21 protein-coding genes are annotated in these 24,471 nt (G+C 41.0%); all 21 read right to left on the bottom strand.

The annotated features are described in order from the left end of the window. Nucleotides 1-245 precede the first annotated feature (245 nt). The 21 genes from CZ382_RS05775 to pnp all read right to left on the bottom strand — a co-directional run bounded on the left by CZ382_RS05775 (nucleotide 246) and on the right by pnp (nucleotide 24,400). Nucleotides 246-506 carry a DUF3243 domain-containing protein gene (locus CZ382_RS05775; protein ID WP_088050261.1) on the bottom strand — a complete coding sequence of 87 codons (261 nt, stop codon included), beginning with the start codon at nucleotides 504-506 and terminating at the stop codon, nucleotides 246-248. 151 nt (nucleotides 507-657) lie between these two features. Continuing rightward, on the bottom strand, nucleotides 658-1,374 hold the full coding sequence (gene ymfI / locus CZ382_RS05770; RefSeq protein WP_088050260.1) for an elongation factor P 5-aminopentanone reductase: 717 nt from the start codon (nucleotides 1,372-1,374) through the stop codon (nucleotides 658-660). An 8-nt stretch (nucleotides 1,375-1,382) separates the two neighbouring features. Then, nucleotides 1,383-2,666 (bottom strand): EF-P 5-aminopentanol modification-associated protein YfmH, encoded by a 1,284-nt coding sequence (gene yfmH / locus CZ382_RS05765; protein ID WP_088050259.1) that lies wholly within the window; start codon nucleotides 2,664-2,666, stop codon nucleotides 1,383-1,385. Continuing rightward, the gene (gene yfmF / locus CZ382_RS05760) at nucleotides 2,659-3,948 is read right to left on the bottom strand and encodes an EF-P 5-aminopentanol modification-associated protein YfmF (RefSeq protein ID WP_088050258.1); all 1,290 of its coding nucleotides are present in this window, start codon (nucleotides 3,946-3,948) and stop codon (nucleotides 2,659-2,661) included. The genes yfmH and yfmF overlap by 8 nt, the downstream gene beginning before the upstream one ends. A 468-nt stretch (nucleotides 3,949-4,416) precedes the next feature. Continuing rightward, nucleotides 4,417-5,376, bottom strand: coding sequence for an ABC transporter permease (locus tag CZ382_RS05755; protein ID WP_088050257.1), 960 nt, complete (start codon nucleotides 5,374-5,376; stop codon nucleotides 4,417-4,419). Beyond that, complete coding sequence (locus tag CZ382_RS05750) at nucleotides 5,377-6,423, bottom strand: ABC transporter permease (protein WP_088050256.1); 1,047 nt, start codon at nucleotides 6,421-6,423, stop codon at nucleotides 5,377-5,379. Then, complete coding sequence (locus tag CZ382_RS05745; protein ID WP_088050987.1) at nucleotides 6,420-7,931, bottom strand: ABC transporter ATP-binding protein; 1,512 nt, start codon at nucleotides 7,929-7,931, stop codon at nucleotides 6,420-6,422. Before CZ382_RS05745 ends, CZ382_RS05750 begins: the two co-directional genes overlap by 4 nt. Nucleotides 7,932-8,317: 386 nt before the next feature. Further along, nucleotides 8,318-9,427, bottom strand: a complete 1,110-nt coding sequence (locus CZ382_RS05740; RefSeq protein WP_088050255.1) for a BMP family lipoprotein — start codon at nucleotides 9,425-9,427, stop codon at nucleotides 8,318-8,320. Between the two features lie 119 nt (nucleotides 9,428-9,546). Next, entirely contained in the window at nucleotides 9,547-10,272 is a 726-nt protein-coding gene (locus CZ382_RS05735; RefSeq protein WP_088050254.1) for a GntR family transcriptional regulator, read from the bottom strand. 400 nt (nucleotides 10,273-10,672) lie between these two features. Next, nucleotides 10,673-12,946 (bottom strand): FtsK/SpoIIIE family DNA translocase, encoded by a 2,274-nt coding sequence (locus CZ382_RS05730; RefSeq protein WP_088050253.1) that lies wholly within the window; start codon nucleotides 12,944-12,946, stop codon nucleotides 10,673-10,675. Nucleotides 12,947-13,088: 142 nt separating this feature from the next. Next, nucleotides 13,089-13,292, bottom strand: a complete 204-nt coding sequence (locus CZ382_RS05725; RefSeq protein ID WP_088050252.1) for a YlzJ-like family protein — start codon at nucleotides 13,290-13,292, stop codon at nucleotides 13,089-13,091. Next, nucleotides 13,292-14,026, bottom strand: a complete 735-nt coding sequence (locus CZ382_RS05720; protein WP_088050251.1) for a ClpP family protease — start codon at nucleotides 14,024-14,026, stop codon at nucleotides 13,292-13,294. Before CZ382_RS05720 ends, CZ382_RS05725 begins: the two co-directional genes overlap by 1 nt. A gap of 153 nt (nucleotides 14,027-14,179) precedes the next feature. Continuing rightward, a complete protein-coding gene (gene dapA, locus CZ382_RS05715) occupies nucleotides 14,180-15,046 on the bottom strand; it encodes a 4-hydroxy-tetrahydrodipicolinate synthase (RefSeq protein ID WP_088050250.1) in 867 nt (288 codons plus the stop codon). A 42-nt stretch (nucleotides 15,047-15,088) separates the two neighbouring features. Next, nucleotides 15,089-16,321: an aspartate kinase gene (gene dapG, locus CZ382_RS05710; protein ID WP_088050249.1), complete on the bottom strand. Its 1,233-nt coding sequence runs from the start codon at nucleotides 16,319-16,321 to the stop codon at nucleotides 15,089-15,091. Between the two features lie 29 nt (nucleotides 16,322-16,350). Beyond that, nucleotides 16,351-17,397: an aspartate-semialdehyde dehydrogenase gene (gene asd, locus CZ382_RS05705; RefSeq protein ID WP_088050248.1), complete on the bottom strand. Its 1,047-nt coding sequence runs from the start codon at nucleotides 17,395-17,397 to the stop codon at nucleotides 16,351-16,353. 307 nt (nucleotides 17,398-17,704) lie between these two features. Beyond that, entirely contained in the window at nucleotides 17,705-18,310 is a 606-nt protein-coding gene (gene dpaB, locus CZ382_RS05700) for a dipicolinate synthase subunit B (protein WP_088050247.1), read from the bottom strand. Then, complete coding sequence (dpaA, locus tag CZ382_RS05695; protein WP_088050246.1) at nucleotides 18,310-19,194, bottom strand: dipicolinic acid synthetase subunit A; 885 nt, start codon at nucleotides 19,192-19,194, stop codon at nucleotides 18,310-18,312. The genes dpaB and dpaA overlap by 1 nt, the downstream gene beginning before the upstream one ends. A 413-nt stretch (nucleotides 19,195-19,607) precedes the next feature. Further along, nucleotides 19,608-19,841 carry a YlmC/YmxH family sporulation protein gene (locus tag CZ382_RS05690; protein WP_088050245.1) on the bottom strand — a complete coding sequence of 78 codons (234 nt, stop codon included), beginning with the start codon at nucleotides 19,839-19,841 and terminating at the stop codon, nucleotides 19,608-19,610. A gap of 79 nt (nucleotides 19,842-19,920) precedes the next feature. Then, nucleotides 19,921-21,141, bottom strand: a complete 1,221-nt coding sequence (locus tag CZ382_RS05685) for a M16 family metallopeptidase (protein ID WP_088050244.1) — start codon at nucleotides 21,139-21,141, stop codon at nucleotides 19,921-19,923. A gap of 31 nt (nucleotides 21,142-21,172) precedes the next feature. Continuing rightward, on the bottom strand, nucleotides 21,173-22,126 hold the full coding sequence (locus CZ382_RS05680; protein WP_088050243.1) for a polysaccharide deacetylase family protein: 954 nt from the start codon (nucleotides 22,124-22,126) through the stop codon (nucleotides 21,173-21,175). A 159-nt stretch (nucleotides 22,127-22,285) separates the two neighbouring features. Continuing rightward, nucleotides 22,286-24,400 carry a polyribonucleotide nucleotidyltransferase gene (gene pnp / locus CZ382_RS05675; RefSeq protein ID WP_088050242.1) on the bottom strand — a complete coding sequence of 705 codons (2,115 nt, stop codon included), beginning with the start codon at nucleotides 24,398-24,400 and terminating at the stop codon, nucleotides 22,286-22,288. Nucleotides 24,401-24,471: the final 71 nt, after the last annotated feature.

The following is a 24,471-nucleotide window of genomic DNA, read 5'->3' as shown; positions in this document are numbered from 1 at the left end:
ACTTTTTTACGATCACATTCTATTCTATAATAAAGGATTTTTCCTGTTCTGAAAAGTAGATTGTCAAGATAAATCCAGATTGCTAGAAAAATATTCCGTAAAGTACACTAGCCGCCGGGCGCCGCCAAGTGAACGTGCTAATCCAGCCACTCTGTTATCTACAGCATACAAATGTTGTAACTTCCTGGTAAAAAATATAAAAGAAGCTGGATTATCAAATCACAGCTTCTTTCAGGCTAATAAGATTATTTTGCATTTCCTTCATTTTGCACAAGCTTTACCATAGAACTTGCGATCGCTTGTCTTTCTTCAGCAGAGGCAGCATTCCATAATTCAAGCAATACCGCTTCTTCATCATTTTTTGCATCAACTCTTTTAGCGAGGTAGTCACCGACCTCATACGCCAAATTGGAAATCGTTTGCTGGCTCATCCCTTGCTGTTCAGCTTGCTGCATTCGGTTGGCCAGGAAATCCTTCCACGTATCAAAGTTATCCAAAACAGACATTATTTCAGCCTCCTTCTTTTTTACATGTATAGTATTTGAATTTCTTTCTCATTTATACACATAAAGTGAAACTTCATTTAGTGGGGATTTCCGACGGACAGGAGGTGCTAGTGCAGGCGAAAACATGCGGACGTGGCGGTCTAGCCTGCCGTTACCAGCCACCGTTTATTTCGATGATCTCCCCTTGAATGTAGTTGGATTTTTCATCAAGGAGAAACCCGACAACATGGGCAACTTCATCTGGTTTTCCAACCCTGTTCATCGGGATTCGCTCTAAGACGGTATCGATTTCAGATGGCGTCAAGTGACCATTCATTTTCGTATCAATAAACCCCGGACTAACGGCGTTTACCGAAACACTACTAGGCGCAACTTCCTTGGCCAAAGCTTTCACAAAGCTATTCTGTGCGCCTTTGACCGAGGAATACATCACCTCATGGCTGGCACCGACATTTCCCCAAATGGATGTAATAAAAATAATCGAACCGGATCGCCGATTGATCATCGGCGGCAATAATTGTTTGATAATCAGCCATGGTGCCTTTACGTGTAACGTTAGCATGCTATCCATTTCTTCAGCGCTCGCCTCCTGAAACAGTCCATAGCGTGCGGTCCCGCTGGCAAAAATAATTGCATCAACAGGAAAAACCAATTCATCAAGCAATGCAGCAATTTCATTTTGCTTCGTTAAATCAGCTTGTATTTCCAGCAGAACCTGTTCTTGTTTTATCCTGTCATGCAGCTTTTCGATTGCTTGTTTGTTTTGATGATAATGGAGCATAAGCTGGTAACCATCATCGGCCAATTCTTTGGCAATTGCTATGCCAATATCTCCACTTGCTCCAATAATCAGTACATTTTTCCCCATAAAATCGCCTACTCTGCAGCAATTTGACAAACGGTTAAGCGTTCTTTTTGGATCCAGTCTTTAATAAAAGCAGTTACTTCATCTAGTGTAAACGACTGAATTGTTGGGATGAGCTCAAATAAATCGACTCCAACCGTGTCATAATGGATGAATTTGTTGGCTATAAATTCCAATGAATTCATAGCACGTAATAATTGCCCGATTTTTTTCTTTTTCATCTGGGCAAATTCCTCCGCTGTTAATGTCGCATGATTGGTACTTAACAGCATCTCTTTCACTTTTCCAGCAAATCGTTCCGGTTCAGAAGTGTTACTGCCAATTAACGAATAACCAAAATTCTTCTCCAGATTCGTTTCATAATAGAAGCTTGAATCAATCAGCTTTTCTTCATATAGCGTCTGATAAAACGTACCGCCTTTGGAAAAATAATGATCGAGCACCATGCTTTGTAACAGATCCTTCTTAAGAAATTCCTCGCCATTCAATTCCGTGGTTGATTCCTTAATACCGATTGTGCATTTCGGTATTGATACCGGCATGACAATTTTGTTTTCGGGCATTGATACTTGACCAGGTTCGTCCGGATAATCCCGTTTGATCGCATCCATTTTTGCGAATTCCTTTTTGGCCTGATTTGCTTCAATTAATTGCATCATGTTTTCCGGTTGAAAATTTCCGGCAATAAATAATGTCATATTTTCCGGGTGGTAAAACGTGTTATAACATGTATACAGATCATCTTTTGTAATGGCACTGATCGATTCAACCGTACCAGCAATGTCTATCTTTACGGCATGTTTCTGGAACATACCTTTGATTGTGCCCATGAATGCTTGCCAATCCGGCTGATCATCATACATGTTAATTTCCTGGCCAATAATCCCCTTCTCTTTTTCCACCGATTGTTCAGAAAAATACGGATCCTGAACAAAATCAAGCAATGTTTCCACGTTTTCTTCAATATTTGTTGTGGCAGAAAACAAATAGGCTGTCTTCGTAAACGATGTATAGGCATTGGCCGAGGCACCCTGCTTCCCGAAATCAGCAAAAACATCACGATCTTTCTTTTCAAACATTTTATGCTCCAAAAAATGGGCAACTCCTTCAGGTACTGTTACCTCTTCATTTTTTCCAAGTGGAACAAAGGTTTGATCAATGGATCCATAATTTGTTGAAAATATCGCATACGTCTTTGCCATCTGTGGTTTCGGTAATAAAAATACCGTCAAGCCATTGGCAAGCTTTTCCGAATAGATCGTTTCTTTGATGTCCTGATAAGTTTGTTTATTCATCTGCATTCCCCCCATTCTTTGTTAATAAGTAGACGGTATCCAATTCCATTTTCTTCGCAACGTTGACAATTTCTTCTTTGGTCACTTGCTTTATCCCGGCAATTAATTCCTCCGGCGACATTTGCTTATTACCAATGACTTGCTGGTAGAGCATTTCGATGATGCCTTGCTGATTGTCCAATGTTTCCAGCAGCTGGTTGCCAATCAATCCTTTCGTTTCCTTTATTTCCTTATCCGTAAAGTCACCTTTTTTCATAGCTTCCATTTGCTGTTCGATAATTTCTTTCGCCTGTTCATAGTCCTTCGGGGCAATCCCGCTAAACACCATCAGCAATCCTTTATGACTTTCAAACCGGGATGACGCATAGTAAGCTAAACTATGCTTTTCCCGGACGTTAATAAATAGTTTGGAACTTGGGAACCCGCCAAATAGTCCATTAAACACCTGCAGCGCAAAATAATCCTCATCACTATACGTAATATTTGTCCGGTAGCCAAGATGCAATTTTGCCTGTTGTACGGCCTGTTTTTCAATGACTGTATCAGGTCTTCCAATCCGCTTTGCAGCTTCCGGCTGGTTCGTTGCCAATCCGGAATCAGCATCACGGTTAATAGATGAGATAAATTTTTCTTTCATGCTATTGCTTTCCACATCACCTGAAACATATATATCCAGCTGATCATGCTGGATCGCTGTCTGATAATACTGGTAAAGATTTTCCGGGGTAATGGAGGCAAGATCCTCTTCATACCCATGAACATGCAGCCGGTATATTTCGTCTTTACACATTTCATCAATCAGCCTAGTATTGGCATAGCTCATTTTATCGTCCACAAGTGCATTCATTTTTTGCTTTAACGTTTCTTTTTCCCTGTCTGTAATCGCTTGAGAAAATGCTCCGTTTTCAACGTTCGGATGAAAAATTACTTCATTTAATAATGCTACTGCATTGTCCATTACCGTGGATTCATCAGCGATAAACTTATCATTTGCAACTTCCAGCCGTACACTGATAATATGATTATTCCCCTTCTTTGTACCATCAATGGAAAGAGTAGCACCATACAAATTATCCAGCTGTGTCTCAAGCTCTTTCCTGCTCGGATAAGCTTTTGTTCCCTGCTTTAATACATAAGGAAGCAATGCCCGCATCGTAATCGTATCACGGTCCAACGGTGCTCTAAATTTTGCAACAAAAGCAATTGTTTTATGCTTTTGATGTGGTATGACATGTAAGCGAAACCCGTTTTCCCGGAACACCTCTTCAGTAAGTTTATTCATCAGTTTTCCTCCCATTATATGTAGCATGCTGATGTATTCTTTTTTACTATCTCAATTACAGGTTATTCTATTCTGATTATCATTATAGGCTATTTTTGCCAAAAAATAAAAGAACTGACCCTAATTGATCTGGATCAGTTCTTTTATTTTACTTTTAAAGAATAATAGGTTCTATGCGCTCCGTTAACTAAACAGGATGATCCTCGTCCAGCTCCAGCGCCCAGCGGCTAATGGACTTCCTTCACCTCCGTACGATAAGTCAACATCGGTTCGGGTAGGAAGGTAGGCCGACTAAAAACGGCCTTTGCGGCCAACGTCGGCATACCCCTTTTGCAGGGGCATGTTTCCTTTATCTCCTACGGTAGGAATGTTCGGTTAAAACCGCCGCTTTGCGCGGCAACACCGAACCACCCTGCTTGGCAGGGCGCAGCACATACGCCGCTAACCGGGCGCTTCCGCTTTTGCAGATTATCGACTTCCTTTAATATACGGAACACCATTTGCCTTTGGTGCTTCTGCACGTCCGATAAATCCTGCTAATGCCAGGATGGTTAATACATATGGGGCAATCAGCAAATAGATTTGCGGTACATCTTTAAGGAATGGAACACCAGCACTGATGACACTTAAACTTTGGGCAAAGCCAAAAAATAATGCCGCACCCATTGCTCCGAGCGGATGCCATTTACCAAATATAACAGCCGCAAGCGACATAAATCCTTGTCCAACGATCGTTGAATGAGAAAAATTTAAGGCGATCGTTAAGGCGAAAACAGAACCGCCAAGCCCGCCCATAGCTCCTGATATGATGACAGCAATGTAGCGCATTTTATACACGTTGATGCCATTTGTATCGGCTGCCATTGGATGTTCTCCAACTGCTCGCAAGCGTAATCCAAATGGTGTTTTATAAAGGATATACCAAGCAACAAAAGCTAAAACAATTGCTAAATAAGACGTTAAATACGTATTTTGAAAAAATATTGGACCGATCACAGGAATGTCACCCAACAGCGGGATGTCGGTTGTATAGAATGGCTCCGTTACCATGTCCGTCTGCCCCTTTCCATACCATTGTTTCGTTAGGAAAACACCTAAACCAAGTGCTAAAAAGTTAATGGCTACCCCACTGACAACCTGGTCGGCTCGAAATGATACAGAAGCAACCGCATGGATAATTGAAAAAATACCGGAAACAACCATTGCAACAAGAATGGAAACCCATGGTGTAAAGGCTCCTAAAGCATCAGCGAATGCCAGATTAAAAACAATCGCTACAAAAGCTCCCATTACCATTAGCCCTTCAAGACCAATATTAACGACACCGGATCGCTCACTGAATACACCACCTAACGCTGTAAAAATAAGGGGTGCAGAAAAGAAGAGTGCAGGTGTAATAATGGATTGCAATATATCAACGAACCCCATTTATTTCCCCTCCTTTTTAAAGCGAAGCAATAGCCAGCGAATAAGATAACTTGATGCAACAAAGAAAATAATTAACGCAATAATAATATCAGCAAGTTCAGATGGTACACCCGCAACGGTAGGCATATTAACAGCCCCTACCTTTAGAACACCGAACAAAAATGCTGCAAGCACGACACCAACAGCGCTATTTGCACCTAATAAGGCAACGGCAATTCCATCAAAACCTAAATTGGTAAAACCGGACATAACGGAAATAGTTCCATATGTTCCAAGACCCTCCATCGCTCCGGCCAGTCCAGCAAAAGCTCCTGAGATCGCCATCGACAAAATAATATTTTTACTGACATTCATGCCTGCATACTTTGATGCGTGCTGATTAAATCCAACTGACTTCAGCTCATAGCCAATTGTTGTCCGATCAATAATAAACCACATCACTAATGCAGCAAATAAGGCAATTAAAATACCGTAATGCAGTCTGGAAAAATACGTCATATTTTGCAGCCAGGCCGATGCAAGTGATGCTGATTCAGGGATTGGTTCAGTTATTTCTGCATTATCGGTTAGAATACTGCGGATAATTTCATTCGTACAATATAATGCGATATAGTTCATCATTATTGTTACAATTACCTCATGAACCCCAAGTTTCGCCTTTAACAATCCGGGAATAAATCCCCATATTCCTCCGGCAACTGCGGCCGCAATAATTGCCAATGGCAAATGAATGTACATAGGGGCATCTACAGAAAGCCCGACCCATATTGCCGCAAGCCAGCCTACAATGACCTGGCCTTCAGCCCCAATATTGAACAGACTTGACCGGTAAGCAAAGCCAACAGCCAAACCGGTAAGGATATATGGTGTGACCTTCCTTAATGTCTCACCGAAGAAATACAAGTCACCGAATGAGCCTTGCCAAAGTGCTGCATATCCTTCAATTGGATTATATCCGGAAAAAAGCATAATGATAGCACCGAAAAGCAACCCTAAAAATACAGAGATAATTGGAACCAATAGATGAAATTTTTTATTGGAAGTCATTTTTTATCACCTGCACTTTCCGTACTGCCTGCCATCAGTAAGCCTAGTTCTTGCTCATTAGTTTCTTCTGGTTTTACATTGGCAACAATCCGTCCATCAAACATTACGGCAATACGATCACTTACATCCATAATTTCGTCCAATTCAAAGGAAACGAGTAATACCGCTTTTCCTTTATCTCTTTCTTCAATCAGCTTTCTATGAATAAATTCAATTGCCCCAACATCTAAGCCCCGTGTAGGCTGAGCAGCAATTAATAAATCAGGTGAACGATCGACTTCCCGGCTGATAATTGCTTTTTGCTGATTCCCTCCGGACAATGCTCGGGCTTTTGTATGTTCACTCGGTGTCCGGACATCATATTCTTTAATTAGTTTCGTTGCCTTTTGATAAATCGCTTTAAAATTCAGTACCCCGCCTTTTGAAAAAGGTTTTTGGTAATAGGTTTGCAGTACCATATTTTCGCCGATCGGATAGTCCAAAACAAGTCCATATTTATGTCGGTCTTGCGGTATATGACCAACACCGCTTTCGGTCACTTTTCTCGGTGTCATGTTGGTTATATCCTTGTTATTAAGCTTAATTGTACCTGATTCCGATTTTACCAGACCGGTTATCGCTTCGATTAATTCCGACTGACCATTTCCGTCAACTCCTGCAATCCCGACAATTTCACCAGCGTGTAATTCAAGATTCAAGCCTTTGACCAAGTCTACTTTTCTACTATCTTTAACAAAAAGATTGTCAATTTTAAGCACAACTTCTTTCGGCTCAGCTGCCAATTTATCTGTCTTAAAACTGACATCTCTTCCAACCATTAATGATGCAAGCTCCGTCACGTTTGAATCCTTCACATCAACGGTCGTAATCCCTTTTCCTTTACGTATAACGGTACACCTGTCACACACTTCCATAATTTCCTTTAATTTATGGGTAATCAGAATAATCGATTTGCCCTCTTTGATTAAGGAACGCATAATTTCAATAAGCTCATTAATTTCCTGTGGGGTCAAAACAGCGGTAGGTTCATCAAAAATAAGCACCTCCGCCCCGCGGTATAGCGTCTTTAATATTTCCGCACGCTGCTGCATCCCAACTGAAATATCACTTATTTTCGCAGCAGGATCTACCTTTAAACCGTAACGGTCAGAAAGCTCCTGAACTTCTTTTTCGGCCTTTTTGAGATTAATTTTCCCGCTCTTTTTTGTCGGTTCACTGCCCAAAATAATATTCTGGGTAACGGTAAACGTATCGACCAACATGAAATGCTGATGTACCATTCCGATTCCCAGGTCATTTGCAATGTTGGGATTGGTGATATTAACCTTCTCACCATTAACACGGATTTCCCCTTTTTCCGGCTGGTACAAACCAAACAGCACATTCATTAAGGTAGATTTTCCAGCACCATTTTCACCTAACAACGCATGAATTTCCCCTTTTTTTAATTGTATGGTTATATCATCGTTGGCAACAATTCCAGGGAATTCCTTACGAATATGAAGCATTTCAACAACATAATCACCCACCAAACCTCACCCCTCTAAAAATATACTGGCTGCTAACAAAAGTGAAAAGCGCCCGTTTTAAGGAAGACCGGCTAAAACCAGCACGCCAATAGCCTCCATCGGCATGCCCTGCAGAGTCTCTAGTATGGACTTACTGAACCGATGTTGACTTATATATGGTGACGTGTTTGTCTCCCTTTAACAGTAGCTGGACGTAGCTCAATATGACGTCCTGCTATTCGCAGGCGGAGATAATATATTTCCTGGTAATAAAAATCACCAAATGAAGTGGCTGGAAATAATCACTTCATTTGCGGACTTTAGCTGGATTAAGGTTGAAAAGGCCGGAAAACCCAGCCTTTTTCACCCATAAACTTTTCCTGCTCTTATAACGCATCGACGAATTCTTTTGTCTCTTCGCGTGTTTTTGGCACATCAATTTCACCATTTGCGATTTTTTCTTTCCATTCGTTAACCGCCTCAACAATCTCATCGGTCATTGCTTCTTCATTTGTTGTTGCCACACTTATCGCATCATCTTCCAAACCATACTCAAGGATCTCTCCGCCAGGGAAATCACCGCTCATGGATTTGTTTGCCAAATCCTGTACTGCAATATCAACACGTTTAACCATGGAGGTCAATGTTACGTTATTATCACCGATTTGCCCCTCTTCATGCTGGTCACGGTCAACACCAATCACCCAAATTTCCTTGTCCGGATCATTTTGTTTAATGTCCTTTGCTTGAGCAAATACACCATTTCCTGTTCCACCAGACGAATGATAAATAACATCAATACCATTGTTATACATATTTGTAGCAATTAATTTTCCTTTATCAGCAGCTCCAAAAGATTCAGCATATTGAACATCAATATCGATATCTGGATTTATTGATTTAACTCCAGCGATAAAGCCGGATTCAAACTTATTAATTAATGGAGAGTCAACACCACCAACGAATCCAACCTTATTTGTTTTTGTCTTCATTGCTGCAGCAACCCCTACCAGGAATGAACCTTCATGCTCTTTAAAGGTAACGCTTGCCACATTTGGTTGTTCCACAACATCATCGACAATTGAAAAATGCGTATCCGGATACTGTTTGGCAACCTTGGTAATACCTTCTTTAAGATTAAAACCGATTCCAAAGATTAATTTATAATCCTGCTTCACTAAACGGGTAAGGTTCGGCATGTAATCCGATTGATCATTGGATTGGGCATAATCAATTCCCTTTCCTTTCGCGAGACCATGTTCGTCAGCCCATGCTTGCAAACCTTCCCAGGCTGATTGGTTAAATGATTTGTCATCAACACCGCCAATATCGGTTACCATTGCTGCACTGAAGTCAGCTGCCTCTCCATTATCGACTTTTTCACCTGATTTTTTATCATTGTTTTTATCCCCGCTGTCTGAACTCCCACAGGCAGCCAGTACCATTCCAATAGTTAAAATTAAAGCAAATAACAAGATAAACCTACGACTTTTCAATGCTAATACCCCCTATTTAAAATTTGTCCAAAAAATGAACGACCTGCCATACAACCAATTGCTTACACCGTTAGCAATCACCCCCTTAAACATGTTCACGCTGCTATTTTGAACACACCCTATAAACGTTTCCGTAAAACATAAAAGCTGAATATATCAGAACGAAAATAATTAACGGAATATAATACTGGTTCATCTTCAGCAGTATAATGTACTTGCTTTAACAATAATAGTGATTGCTCCGGATCACAGTTTAAAATGTCATAAATCCGGTCATGGTAACTAATCGGTTCAATATAAGTAACTGCATATGTAATTCGCTTTCCGGCATAGTCTTCCATCAGCTTGAACAAGGAATCCTCTTCATGAACATGATCCAAGGGAATAAGGCCTTCTGGTATTTTGTCAATACAAAATACTACTGGTTCATTGTCCGCGGTTCGTACCCGTTCTATCTTGGCAAGCTTCCGGATTTCTTTAGAGGAAAAGCGAGAGCGGTCGTCCTCTGTCGGTTCAATTGTTTCTGTGGAAATATATTCCGAACCGGGAGTTTTCCCTGCTTGCTTAATCATGTACGTGACACTGTTCAACTGTTCGATTCCGGACGAGTAAATAGGTTTTGGATTAACAAACGTACCAACTCCATGCCGCCGTGTCACTACATTTTCTTCCTCTAGAATTCGGAGAGCCTCACGTAATGTAGCTCGCGATACACCTAATTGTTTTGATAATTGAAACTCGGAAGGGAGCTTTTCTCTTTCCTTATATTTACCGCACTCAATATCACGTTTCACTTCATCTATTACTTGTAAATATAAATGGCGTGAATCCATTTTAATAGACATGATATCCCCCTTTTTGCTAGACTGGCCACAAAACGAAAGCGCCTTCATATGAACAACAATACGTAGATTCTTTCAAGAGATCTGACCTCTGACGTATGACTCTTATATCCGAGAATAAATATACCATTTTTCTGAAAAGAAATAAACAGTTATAGGACAAATTTCTTAAAAATCGCGTCATATTTTTCTCCTTTCTTTTAAATTTAGACAAAAATCGGTAAAACTCGTGAATAAACAGGCAGTATCTACCTGAAATAGGTAATACTGCCTGTAAGGAAACATCATGCAAATCTTTAAGCGTTTGAAAAATGTTCTAGGCAGATAACAAAGTATAAACTTTCTTATCCTGCATAAGTGCAACTAAGGCATTCGCCCAAAGGCTTGGCGAATGCCAAGTTTTCTAAGATAATTTTTCTTCAGAGCCCTGGGAAATTAAAACGGTTCTTGGTTTACTTCCTTCATAAGGTCCGACAATCCCTCGATCTTCCATTGCATCAATCAGCCGGGCAGCTCTCGTATAACCAATACGAAATCTGCGTTGCAGCATGGAAACACTGGCACTTTGCATTTCTGTGATCAGCTGGACAGCTTCATCATATAGTTCGTCATCCACTTCATTGACAACCTCTGCTGTATCCTCTGGTATCATTTCTTCCTGGTAGGATGCTTTTTGCTGTTCAATGCAATGATCCACAACACGCTCTACCTCTTCATCAGACAGGAATGCCCCTTGAACTCTTGTTGGTTTGGAGGCACCAACAGGCGTAAAAAGCATATCACCTCGTCCGAGTAATTTTTCTGCACCACCTGAATCCAATATCGTCCGCGAATCCGTTTGTGATGAGACACTGAATGCAATTCGTGAAGGGATATTCGCCTTGATCACTCCAGTAATGACATCCACAGACGGGCGTTGTGTTGCGATAATCAGGTGAATTCCGGCTGCCCGGGCCATTTGGGCAAGTCTTGTTATCGAATCCTCCACGTCATTGGAGGCAACCATCATTAAATCAGCTAATTCATCGACTAATACGACAATATATGGAAGATTTGGCTGCTGTTCTTCTTCTTCAGCTGATTGATTGTATTTTCGAATGTACTCATTATACCCTTCGATGTTTCTCGTTCCAGTGTCAGAAAAAAGGTCATAACGGCGTTCCATTTCAGCAACTACTTTTTTCAGCGCCCTTGATGCTTTTTTCGGGTCTGTTACAACAGGGGCAAGAAGGTGTGGTATCCCATTATAGACATTTAATTCAACTTTTTTCGGGTCAATCATCATCATTTTTACTTCATGCGGCTTAGCACGCATTAAAATGGTTGTAATAATGCCATTGACGCAAACACTTTTCCCGCTCCCGGTAGCACCAGCTATTAATAAATGCGGCATTTTATTTAATTCACCGACAACTGCTTCTCCGGAAATGTCCCGACCTAAAGCAAATAATAGTTTACTAGTCTGCTTCATGGAGGTATCCAACACTTCTCTCAGAGATACCATTGCCACCTCCTGGTTCGGTACCTCAATCCCGACAGCGGACTTACCGGGGATCGGTGCCTCGATTCGGATATCTTTTGCTGCTAATGCCAATGCGAGGTCATCGTGCAGACCAACAATTTTGCTTACCTTTACACCCGCTTCCGGGTATACCTCATATTTCGTTACAGCAGGACCAACGTGAACTTTGGTTACTCTTGCTTTTACTCCAAAGCTATGAAATGTACGTTCCAATTTTCTTACAGTTGCCTGGATATGTGATTTCTCATGCTGCTGTGAATTATGTGCTGGTTCTGCTAATAAGTCAGGTGATGGCAGTACATATTCATAATTTTCAACCTCGGTCATCGGCATCGCTGCCAGGTCCACATCATCTGTCTCAGCCGGATCATTGTTAACGGGACCATCACCATTTTCATCATTTGTCTGTGCTGTTTCAAACGAATATTGCACATCGGTAAAATCCTGGATAACAGGTTCATCATCCGTCACCTTATCTTCAGCGATATCATCCGCTTGTAAAACTTGTTCATCCTTCACCCTTTGCCTTTTTTCCCGTGACTCCTGCCAGCGTGTTTTTAGCTTTTGCCACCATGAATCCAGTTTTTTTGCTAACTTTGTGAAAAAATCGCCAATGGAAAACTCGGTCATAAACATAATGCCAACCATAATTGAAAAAACCGCAACAATCTTGGCACCTACAGCAGAAAACAGGAAGTAACAAAAAGCGAAAAGTATAGCACCGACCATGCCACCACCAGTTTGCGCTGCAGTACCGCCACCATTCACATAGAGAAAGAAATTATCCCATGTTGCTTTGATAATCGATGTATCTCCTACATACAATAACAAGCGTTCAAATGTTTGAATATGGGTCAGGAGTAATCCGCCAGACAATATGATGTAAAAACCAATCATTTTTTTTTGGGTAAAATCTGGGATTCGGCGTTTTACCAGCAAAATTACACCGGTAATTAATAGAAAGATAGAAGCGATAAAATACCAGATTCCAAAAAAGAACCGAAAAATATTTTCCAGGAAAGCCGATATGGCACCATCACTTATCGCACCAGCCCCACTGCCGAAAATAGCGAGAAAGATAAATAATAGGCCTAATAATTCAAATTTCACTTGTTTTTTTAATTGTTTTTTTCGCTTTTTTCTTTTCTTGGCCACTCTTTTCACCTCTATTTGCCAATAATACTAGTTTAAACATTCTCGGGCTAATTAGAAACCCCTGCCATGGTTCTGGCAAGGGTTACCGCAACAAACATCTTTCACCAATATTATAGCATAAATTTGCGAGGGATATTACCAATTATCGTAAAATAGTACCTGGAGTATAGGCAGCATCCATAAAATCTTGCGGGTCTGTGGATAAAAGCTGTAATATTTGATAGGATCCATCATCCAGTTGTTCGACATATAATTGTTTTCCCTGATAGGAAATGCATTGCCGATTGGAAAATTCTTTGTCGGAACATGGAAAGATGTCTGCTTCTGATAATGGTGTATACAGCATTATTGAATCACCTGCTTGTTACCGTCATTATTTTCCTTGATTAAACTGTTTAGTTTTTCCATTGCTTCCTTAACACCACCGACTGCATCAATCAGGCCATATTCAACCGCCTGGGCACCAACTATATTTGTACCGATGTCCCGTGTCAGGTTACCTTTGGCAAACATCAGCTCTTTAAATTTTTCCTCTTTAATGTTGGAATGATTAACAACAAAATTAATAACCCGATCCTGCATTTTGTCCATATATTCAAATGTTTGTGGAACACCGATAACCAAACCGGTTAAACGGATCGGGTGAATTGTCATTGTTGCTGTTGGGACTATGAACGAATGTGTTGTCGCCACGGAAATTGGTACCCCGATCGAATGTCCGCCGCCAAGGACGACAGAGACAGTTGGTTTTGATAGGGAAGCAAGCATCTCTGACAATGCAAGCCCAGCTTCAACATCTCCGCCGACCGTATTTAACAGGATAATCAGTCCTTCGATTTTTGGATTTTGTTCGACAGCAATCAGCTGGGGAAGCAGATGCTCATACTTTGTCGTTTTATTTTGCGGTGGTAATTGAACATGTCCTTCAACTTGTCCGATTATCGACAGAACATGAATATTTGAATCTGAGGCTTGAGGAATAGTCGATTGCCCAAGCTGCTGGATTTTTTGAACTAATGACGATTCATTTTGCTGGCCTTCCTGCGTGTCATCTGTTTTCTTTGTTCCATCATTATTCATTTCGCAACACTCCTTTTATTCTGCTTCAGCACTGTCATTAGTATGAACGAAACAGAAGTGTTCCATGCATTACAGAGGCTGGAGGTAAGTAGTTGAAGGTCAGCTTATGATAAATGCTTTTTATATTAAAAAGGTAAATCAGCAAATGCCAATTTACCTTTCAATCAATTCTTTTAATGTTTTTTGTTCCAGTTGTGTAAGTGGAACAAGCGGCAGTCTGACGGGGCCAGCTTCAATCCCCTTCATTTGCAGTGCTGTTTTCACTGGGACTGGTGAAGGTGACATAAATAATCCATTCATGATTGGCAGTACCCGGCGATGGATAGATGCAGCTTTTTTTACATCGCCCTTGTTAAATGCCTGAATCATCTCTCCTATTTCATTGCCAATTATATGTGAGGCAACAGATATAACTCCCGTTGCACCGACTGCCAGCATTGGTAATGTTAATCCATCCTCACCTGAATAAACCGAGAAGTCTTCGTTGGTTTGTTCAACGACTTCTGCAATTTGGTCTAGATCCCCACTTGCTTCTTTAACTGAAACAATATTTTCAATCTCACTTAACCGGATAATCGTTTCAGCACTCATTTTAACAACAGATCGGCCAGGTATATTATAAAGCATGACAGGCAGTTTTGTTGCATTCGCAATATCCTTGAAATGTTCATACAGCCCAGCTTGATTTGGTTTATTATAATATGGTGTTACGAGCATAACTGCATCCACACCACATGCCTCCGCTTCCTTTGTTAAAGCAATAGAAGCGGAGGTATTATTACTGCCTGTACCAGCTATCACCGGTACCCGTTTATCAGCCGCCTTGACTACATGCCGGAACAGGTTTACCTTTTCTTCTGTTGTCAATGTAGGTGATTCCCCAGTCGTACCAGCTACAACCAGCCCTTCTGTTCCGTTATTAAGCAAATAATCGATTAAAACAGTGGTTTGTTGATAATCGACGTTTCCCTTCGAATCAAAAGGAGTTACCATCGCGGTCAGTACGTTCCCAAAATTCATGTCATTACTCCCTTTCTCTTGCACAAAATCACGATAGCCAAATCACATTATCGGTTGTCTTGCCATACTCAATTCAAACGCATCGTGCAAAGCATTTACAGCAGTAGCCAGATCCTTCTCATGGATAAGGACCCAAATTGTCGTGTGGCTGTCCGCTGACTGCAGGATTTGTACATTCTGATTTGTTAAGGCTTGCACGATTTTGGAGGCTACCCCGGGAACCCCTGTCATTCCAGCACCGACTGCAGAAACCTTTGCACATTTCTCCGTTATTTCCGGCTGGAAACCAAGCGTTTTGAGAACACGAACGGCTTTTTTCGTAAATTGCTCTGGAACTGTGTATAACACACCTGTTGGCGAAATATTAATAAAATCAACGGAAATGCCAGACCCGGCCATTGCTTTAAATACTTCGGAATGAAGCCTCATTGCTTCTTCTTTTGTCTGTACCCTGATTTGCGTAATTTTATCCATATGGGCAATTCCGGTAATCAGCCGATCCGGAATATCGCTTCCTAATTCCTGAATTCTTGATGCGGTAACCAATGTCCCTTGATCACTTAAATAGGTTGACCTGACACGCATCGGGATTTTTGCCTGCATAGCAATTTCTACGGCCCGGGGATGAACCACTTTCGCCCCCTGATAGGCCAAATTGCAAATTTCGGTATAGGTAACGACATCCAATGGGCGGGCCGATTTTACGACACGCGGATCTGCTGTCATAATTCCATTAACATCAGTAAAAATTTGTATTTCCTCCGCGTCAAGTGCAGCCCCCAATGCCGCAGCTGTCGTGTCACTTCCACCTCTGCCGATCGTTGTTATCTCGCCTGTTTCTGTTTGCCCTTGAAAACCGGCAACAACAACAACATCGTTTTGCTCAAATTCCTGCAAAATGCGGGTCGGGTTAACCTTCCTTATTTTCGCCTGGTTAAAATCACTGCTTGTTATAAAACCAGCTTGTGCACCAGTAAGGGCAGTTGCTGATATGTGGTGTTTTTGCAATTCATTTGATAGAACAACAGAAGCAATCGTTTCTCCGCATGACATCAATAAATCAAGCTCACGTGCAGAATTATGATTAGCAGGAAAACCAACCAGATCCAAAAGCGTATCAGTCGCATATGGGTCCGGTTTTCTTCCTAATGCAGATACGACAACAACTAATTTTTTATCTTGCCTTAATGCTTCTTTAATATGCCGGATAACATGATTTCTGTTTTCTTTTGTTTGAACAGATGTACCACCAAATTTTTGTATTAATACCTGCATTGTTACACCTCTTGCGTAAAGTCTATTCTTTATAGTAAGTTATTTTTAATTAATCGTTCTGCAATTTGTACTGTATTCCAAGCAGCACCCTTCATTAAGTTATCAGAAACAACCCATAAATGGAACCCGTTCGGTTTATCCAAGTCTTTTCTAACCCTGCCGACAAACACATCTTCCTTATCTGATGCACTTAGTGGTGTTGGATATGTTTGTGTACCCGGATCGTCTTCCAATACGATTCCATCCGCGTTCTCTAACACTCTCCATAAATCAGCTACTTCTATATCTTCCTTGTCAACTTCGACATATACACTTTCAGCATGTGATTTAAAGAAAGGTAACCGTACACAAGTAGCTGCAACTGGTAATTCAGGTGCATGCATAATTTTTTTAGTTTCGTTAATCATTTTCATTTCTTCAAACGTATAGCCATTTTCTTGAAATACATCAATTTGTGGCAATGCATTAAAGGCAATTGGATAATGGTTTTGTTCGCCCTTTACCGGTAATATCTCTGCTGTCATTTCCTGATTTTCCATAAATTGTTTTGTTTGCTTTTCAAGTTCCTCACATGCCTGTAAGCCAGACCCGGAAACTGCCTGATAAGTCGAAACGATTATACGACGAAGCCCAAATGCCTGCTGGATTGGCTTTAGCGCAGCAACCATTTGGATTGTCGAGCAATTAGGATTTGCGATAATTCCATTGTGTAATTTCAGATCTGTCTCATTCACCTCTGGAACAACAAGTGGCACATCTTCATCCATCCGAAAGGCACTGGTGTTATCAACGACAACTGTACCATGTTTGACAGCCTCTGGTGCCAATTTTTTGGAAACAGAACCACCTGCCGAAAATAAGGCGATATCTACCTCAGCAAAACTGTCAGGAGTTGCTTCTTCTACGATTATTTCTTTATTATCAAAGAATACCTTTTTACCAGCGGAGCGTTTCGATGATAAAAGTTTTAGCTTATCAACTGGGAACTTCTTATCTTCAAGTATTTTGATGATTTTTTGTCCGACTGCACCTGTTGCACCTACTACTGCTACATTATAAATGGTTTTCCTGGCCATTAAAGCGTTCTCCTTCCATATCCATAAACTCTAGCAATTTATGATTTTCTAAAGAATTATAAAATTTGTTTGCGGTGTATAACTCAACGGCTGGATCAGCCACGTCCAGCTCCAGCGCCCAGCGGCTAGTGTGCAACACCCGCCCCCGTATGATAAGTCAACATCGGTTCGCTTACGAGGAAGGCCGACTAAAAGCAGGCTTGCCGCCCAACGTCGGCATACCCCTGTTGCAGGGGCATGTTTCCTTTATCTCCTGCGGTTCAGTCCAGCACATACGCCGCTAAACGGGCGCTTCCGCTTTTGTTATTTATTCTAACATATTTTCGTGCTCATAAGGTATTATAACAGGTTGAATTTGCTGATAATCAAGTGCTTTTTCCACGGTGGCTGACAAGTAATCCATATTAGCAACGAGCGAATTCGGTTTTTTGAAAGGATCATCCTGGCCGTATGGAATAAAATAAATAAATTTACTTGCCATTAGACGCATTAAATTAACCCCGTTCAGGCCGAGTGCATCATTTGTTGAGATTCCCAATACAACAGGTGACTGATTGCGCATCGTTGCCTTTGCCGCCATTAGTACAGGGCTGTCTGTCAACCCATTTGCGAGCTTACTTAGTGAATTTCCGGTTAACGGGGCAATCACCATACAATCTAACGGGTTAGCAGGTCCCAATGGTTCGGCCTCCGGCATGGTTGTAATCACCTTTTTACCTGTTATGGATTCAATTTTTTCAATATGATCTGCTGCCTTGCCAAACTTCGTGTCCGTTGTTCTTACAGTATATGTTACAATTGGAACAACGTCAGCCTTTTCTTTCATCAATCGTTCCAGTTGTGGAAAAACTTTATCATACGTACAATGGGAAGCTGTAATTCCAAATCCAATACGTTTACCTTCTAATGTCATTACGCTCGCTCCTTTCCATTTTGCAAAAACTGTTTGATTACATCAGCAAGTATTTTCCCTGATGTCTTAGGTGCTACAATTCCCGGCAAACTACGGGAAAGTATTGCCTTTATACCACGCTTTTCAGCATATTCGAAGTCCGTTCCGCCAGGCTTGGAGGCTAGATCAAAAATTAATGCATGTGATGGCAGTTGCTGAATGGAATCTTTTTTTATGACAAACGCGGGGATCGTATTGATTAATAAATCGCATGCTTCTGTATGCTTGGGAAGGTCATCCAATGGGATAGCTGTCAGCCCCATTTCGGTTATCCGAGCAAGATCCTTGATGCTGCGTGCGCAAACAGATACTTTCGCGCCTAATGCCGAAAATTTATTTGCAACCGTATTCCCAACCCTGCCAAAACCAACAACGATTACTCTGGAAGAATGAATCGTATAATCCGTATGTTCAATTGCCATCATGATCGTACCCTCTGCTGTCGGGATAGAGTTGTAAATAGCTACATCGTCTCGATCAAATAGAGCAGTTAATTGCAAATTTAACTCATTTGTTAATGATGTCAGATAATCGTTGGTTATACCGGTAAAAATTAATGTTGATGGACGAAGTTTTTGAAACCAGTCTTTCGTTAGCTTTATTTGCTGATCAGAAAATACCGTTTCAATTTCACCGTTTTGGTTTGTACCGGTAATTGGCAAAACAACAGCATCCAGTTTTTCGGGCTCCAAATCATGAAAATCGACTTGCTTTAAACCAGTGAACCCTTGCTCCAATTTGTCAAAACCAACTAAAAATATCGTTGTATTAGGCATTTGCTGCAATTGACGTATTAGTTCCAGATAGCGTCCATCGCCACCCAATACAGCTATGAATTGATCCATGTAAGTATACACCCCTCACCATGTAATACACGCTAATTTATCACTTTTCTTTATAGTTTATGTGGGTAATGTATCTTAGTGATTCCAAACACAAAAAAAGGCCAGTATCATATAAAAATGACACTAGCCTTACAGCATATTAATTATAGTTTGTTTTTAAAGTAAAAGTATAAAATTTGTAGCTGTGTAAAGTCTTTACCAGGAAAAGCCACGTCCGGCTCCAGCGCCCAGCGGCTAGTGTGCAACACCCGCCTCCGTACGATAAGTCAACATCGGTCGGTGTAAAGGAAGGCCGACTAAAGGCGGACTTTGCGTCCAACTCACGTCTACCCCTTTTGCAGGGGCATGTTTCCTTTATCTCCTGCGGTTCAGTCCAGCACATACGCCGCTAAACGGGCGCTTCCGCCTTTGCTTCAATCCCACTCGACCATAATCATGTCTTCACCGATCTTTTTGATGGAGTCCCAACGGATTTTCGTTTCGGCACCTTCCTTTTTTAACCCAAACCATTTGTAATTGGGAATAATAAACGATTCGATTTGACCGGTATGCTCATTAATTTCCAAATCCGTTTGCCCTAGAACCCCGAGTCTCGCGCCTTGATTAATGTTAACAATCTCTTTACCGCTTATATCCTTATAACGCATGGACAGCACCCCCGTATTGTATTACCAGTATATGATCAAAGTAGTCCAGCTATGCTGGTAAGAATACGAGGGGAAATTTCTAATCCGGCTTCGGTGCGATTAATGCCCTGGCGGTTGATTGCTTAAATACATGCTCAATTACGGCTTGAATGGATTCATGGCTAACTGCATCAATTTCCTGAATCATTTCATCCAGTGACCGGTGCCGATTTAATAATAGTTCATTTTTTCCATTGCGGCTCATCCGGCTGTTCGTACTTTCCAGACCAAGAACGAGGTTGCCTTTTAATTGTTCCTTGCTGTTTTTTAATTCTTTGTCCGTCAAACCGTCCGTAATCAATGTGTCGACTGTTTTCCTGATTGTATCTTGAAGCAATGGCAGTTGCGTTTTACCTGTTCCCGCGTAAATGGTCAATAATCCATTATCCTGGAAGGAAGAGTGATAGGAAAACACAGCATAAGCAAGCCCCTGCTGTTCGCGGACATCCTGAAACAACCTTGAGCTCATACTGCCGCCAAGTACATTATTCATGATGATCAAGCTGTACATGTTTTCATCATCAACAGCTAATCCATCATATCCCAAGCATAAATGTGCCTGCTCCGTTTCCTTGTTTCGTTCAATGCTGCTTGCGATAAAGGTTGGTTTCAGCACTTTGGCACGCTTATATTCAGATTGATAGCTCCCAAAATAATGATCTACCTTCTCTATAAAAGTATTGTTCACATTACCAGCAATCGAAACAACAACATTCTCGGGTGTATACCGTGCTTTTATATAATTTCGCAAGTTTTCCGGTTTAAATGATTTTAAATGCTCCTCTGTTCCTAAAATAGGATAACCGAGAGGATGATCCCCGTAAGAAGCACGTGCCAATAAATCATGAACAATATCATCTGGTGTATCTTCATACATTTTAATTTCTTCCAGCACCACTTTTTTCTCGCGTTCCATTTCTTCTTCATCAAAAGCAGAGTTAAAAAACATATCTGCTAAAATGTCCAGTGCTAATTCTTTATGGGTATCTAATACTTTCGCATAAAAGCAAGTATATTCTTTTGAAGTGAAAGCATTCACTTGCCCGCCAATAGCGTCAAATGCCTCAGCAATATCTTTAGCTGACCGTGTCTTCGTACCTTTAAAAAACATATGCTCTAAAAAATGGGAAATACCATTATTCTGTTCATTCTCATTACGAGATCCAGTTAGCACCCAAATCCCAATTGTTACGGAACGGACTGCTGGAATATTTTCCAATACGATACGCAAGCCATTCTCACTCGTATGCTTCTCTATCAACTTGATGTCCTCCTAATTTCCGTCTTGCTTGTTATCGTTCTTCACTTAATAGTTGATCAACGGTGCCAATTTTATATCCCTTGTCTTTTATGATGGAGATCAATGATTCCAATCCTTTAGTGGTAGATGAGGTGGGGTGCATTAACACCATAGCACCTGGATGAATTTTCGCATTCACCCTATTTACCATAACAGAAACAGCCGGATTCTTCCAATCAATTGTGTCCACTGTCCATAATATGGTTTGCATATCCATATGATCTGCAATTTTTACAACTTGATCATTAAAACTTCCACTGGGTGGGGCAAACCATTTTGGTGTTTTACCGGTGATTGCTTTAAGAATGTCATTTGTTTGTCTGATTTGTTCTGTTATTTCCTGCTCCGACAGATGAGCCATATCCGGATGATTGTATGCATGATTACCAATAACATGGCCTTGTTCAGCAATCATTTTTACAAAATCGCTGTTTTCCTTCGCCCATTTCCCTTCAATGAAAAACGTTGCTTTGACATTATTTTCTTTTAATATAGTAAGAATTGTCGGGATGTATTCCGTCCCCCACGATACATTGATCAGAAAAGCGGTCATTTGCTTCTCCGGATGGCCCCGGTATATCGGAGCGGGGGGTAAATCCGTTAATGAAACCTCAGGCGGGATCTGATCATAAACAAGTAATGTTTTATCGAAGACCCCTTTTTCTTTCATTTGTTTATATGATTTTGCAACATTTACGTTAATACCATTTCTTCCTGGTGTTTTCTTCCAGACTCGATCGATCACTGCATCTTGAGGAGCAATTGAAAATTCAGCGCTTTTTTCTTTTATCTCTTTATATAAAGTGTCTTCACTTTTCGTTACTTGTTCCACTTCATTGGAAAATGTTGTAACATCATTTATTACAAATGGATTATATTCATGATTAAAAGACATGGCCACTATGATGACAAATACACCTATATGGACAATTCGTTTCCAGTACATCCAAATCCCCCCTCAATCATCTATATGAGGGCTATGGACAAGGTATGATAACAGAAGTCAGAAGTCGGAAGCCGGATTACAGATTAGAAGCTGAAACCAATACATTTTCTCATTAAAAAAGAAACTGGTCAGCCAGCTTCTTGTTTGTGCTTCTCAACATTATGATCTTGATTTCTCCTGTTTTTCCCTTTCTTCCTTTAAAACAGCCTTTCGGGAAAGGTTAATTCTGCCGTGATTATCAATTTCCTTTACTTTTACCATAATCTTATCACCGATTGATACAACATCTTCCACTTTGTTCGTGCGTTCCTCGGCTAATTCAGAAATATGCACCAAACCATCCTTGCCTTTGAACAATTCCACAAATGCGCCGAATTTCTCAATCCGTTTTACCGTTCCCAAATACATTTGACCTGCTTCAACCTCACGAACAAGATCTTCAATAATTTGTTTGGCCTGTTCATTCATTTTTGCATCTGTAGAAGAAATAAATACACTTCCATCTTGTTCAATATCAATTTTAACACCGGTTTCATCAATAATTTGATTTATTTGTTTACCACTTGGCCCGATGACATCACGGATTTTGTCCGGATTTATTTTCATTGTCAATATTTTGGGCGCATACTCGGAAAGCTCTTGTTTCGGTTCCTTGATCGTAGCCAGCATCGACGCTAAAATTTGCATCCGGCCTTTTTTAGCCTGTGTCAATGCTTCTTCCAAAATCTCCCTTGACAATCCGTCGATCTTGATATCCATCTGTAATGCTGTTACGCCAGCCGCAGTACCGGCTACTTTAAAGTCCATATCACCTAGTGCATCTTCCATCCCCTGAATATCAGTCAAAATGGTGTAATCGTCCCCAGACTTCACGAGACCCATGGCAATCCCGGCAACCGGTGCTTTAATTGGAACACCTGCATCCATCATTGCTAATGTACTTGCACAAATACTTGCCTGTGAGGTAGACCCATTTGATTCCAAAACCTCTGATACGAGACGAATGGTATACGGGAAAACTTTTTCAGAAGGAACTACTTTCTCTAGCGCCCTTTCTCCTAATGCACCATGACCGATTTCACGACGGCCCGGTCCACGAATTGGTCCTGTTGCCCCAACACTGTATTGCGGGAAGTTATAATGATGCATAAACCGTTTTGACTCTTCCAAATCCAATCCGTCCAGGATCTGTACATCGCCTAATGCACCTAGTGTACAAATACTCAAGGCCTGGGTTTGTCCACGTGTAAACAATCCGGAACCGTGTGTTCTTGGCAGCACACCAATTCTTGATGATAAGGGACGGATTTCATCAATTTTACGGCCATCTGGACGAACCTTTTCTTTGGTAATTAAACGGCGAACTTCTTCCTTTACCATTTTATCGAGGATCGATTTTACTTGTGTGACGACTTCATCGTCTTCTTCATCATATAATGCGGCAATTTCCGCTTTAACTTCATCAATGGCCTGCTCACGAGCATGTTTCTCTTTTACTTGAATTGCAGCTATGAGCTTGTCTTTTGCTTGTTCAGCAACTTTCTCAGACAATGCTTCATCGATTTCAAATAACGTTACTTCCTTCTTTTCAAGCCCTGCCGATTTAACAATTTCTTCTTGAAACGCAACTAATCGTTTAATTTCTTCATGACCAAACATGATTGCTTCAAGCATTACTTCTTCCGGTACTTCCTGTGCACCTGCTTCAACCATATTAATGGCTTCCTTCGTACCTGCAACCGTCAAATCAATGTCACTTTTTTCCTCTTGTTCTATCGTCGGGTTGATAACAAATTTACCATCTATCCGTCCAACTTGAACACCTGCAATCGGCTCTTCAAACGGAATATCGGAAACACTTAGTGCGATTGAGGATCCGATCATTGCGGCAATTTCTGTTGAGCAATCTTGATCAACACTCATAACGGTACTGATTACCTGAACTTCATTTCGAAAACCATCCGGAAAAAGTGGACGAATTGGCCGGTCAATTAAACGCGAAGCAAGGATCGCTTTTTCACTAGGTCTTCCTTCCCGTTTGATAAAGCCCCCGGGTATTTTTCCAACCGCATATAAACGCTCTTCATAATTAACGGTAAGCGGGAAGAACGGTAAATCCTTTGGCTCCCTTGATGCAGTCGCAACCGATAACACCGAGGTGTCACCATAGCGAATCATACATGCACCATTGGCCTGTTTAGCTAATTCTCCAATTTCAACGATAAATGGTTTACCGGCGATTTCCGTGGAGAATACTTGTTTTTCTTCTGCCATTAGTTTTAATACTCCTTTCAAAAAACATTCTACCTATCATTTTATAGTTAATAAGTGAAAATGTAAATTTT

The organism is Virgibacillus dakarensis, assembly GCF_900155625.1.
Taxonomy (GTDB): domain Bacteria; phylum Bacillota; class Bacilli; order Bacillales; family Amphibacillaceae; genus Lentibacillus_C; species Lentibacillus_C populi.
This window is presented reverse-complemented; position numbering and strand designations above follow the sequence as displayed.

Bases quoted from the DNA above. Each gene is read 5' to 3' on its own strand.
- CZ382_RS05775 (WP_088050261.1), bottom strand. From the start codon at position 506: ATGTCTGTTTTGGATAACTTTGATACGTGGAAGGATTTCCTGGCCAAC.
- ymfI (WP_088050260.1), bottom strand. From the start codon at position 1,374: ATGGGGAAAAATGTACTGATTATTGGAGCAAGTGGAGATATTGGCATA.
- yfmH (WP_088050259.1), bottom strand. From the start codon at position 2,666: ATGAATAAACAAACTTATCAGGACATCAAAGAAACGATCTATTCGGAA.
- yfmF (WP_088050258.1), bottom strand. From the start codon at position 3,948: ATGAATAAACTTACTGAAGAGGTGTTCCGGGAAAACGGGTTTCGCTTA.
- CZ382_RS05755 (WP_088050257.1), bottom strand. From the start codon at position 5,376: ATGGGGTTCGTTGATATATTGCAATCCATTATTACACCTGCACTCTTC.
- CZ382_RS05750 (WP_088050256.1), bottom strand. From the start codon at position 6,423: ATGACTTCCAATAAAAAATTTCATCTATTGGTTCCAATTATCTCTGTA.
- CZ382_RS05745 (WP_088050987.1), bottom strand. From the start codon at position 7,931: ATGCTTCATATTCGTAAGGAATTCCCTGGAATTGTTGCCAACGATGAT.
- CZ382_RS05735 (WP_088050254.1), bottom strand. From the start codon at position 10,272: ATGTCTATTAAAATGGATTCACGCCATTTATATTTACAAGTAATAGAT.
- CZ382_RS05725 (WP_088050252.1), bottom strand. From the start codon at position 13,292: ATGCTGTATACACCATTATCAGAAGCAGACATCTTTCCATGTTCCGAC.
- CZ382_RS05720 (WP_088050251.1), bottom strand. From the start codon at position 14,026: ATGAATAATGATGGAACAAAGAAAACAGATGACACGCAGGAAGGCCAG.
- dapA (WP_088050250.1), bottom strand. From the start codon at position 15,046: ATGAATTTTGGGAACGTACTGACCGCGATGGTAACTCCTTTTGATTCG.
- dapG (WP_088050249.1), bottom strand. From the start codon at position 16,321: ATGCAGGTATTAATACAAAAATTTGGTGGTACATCTGTTCAAACAAAA.
- asd (WP_088050248.1), bottom strand. From the start codon at position 17,397: ATGGCCAGGAAAACCATTTATAATGTAGCAGTAGTAGGTGCAACAGGT.
- dpaB (WP_088050247.1), bottom strand. From the start codon at position 18,310: ATGACATTAGAAGGTAAACGTATTGGATTTGGAATTACAGCTTCCCAT.
- dpaA (WP_088050246.1), bottom strand. From the start codon at position 19,194: ATGGATCAATTCATAGCTGTATTGGGTGGCGATGGACGCTATCTGGAA.
- CZ382_RS05690 (WP_088050245.1), bottom strand. From the start codon at position 19,841: ATGCGTTATAAGGATATAAGCGGTAAAGAGATTGTTAACATTAATCAA.
- CZ382_RS05680 (WP_088050243.1), bottom strand. From the start codon at position 22,126: ATGTACTGGAAACGAATTGTCCATATAGGTGTATTTGTCATCATAGTG.
- pnp (WP_088050242.1), bottom strand. From the start codon at position 24,400: ATGGCAGAAGAAAAACAAGTATTCTCCACGGAAATCGCCGGTAAACCA.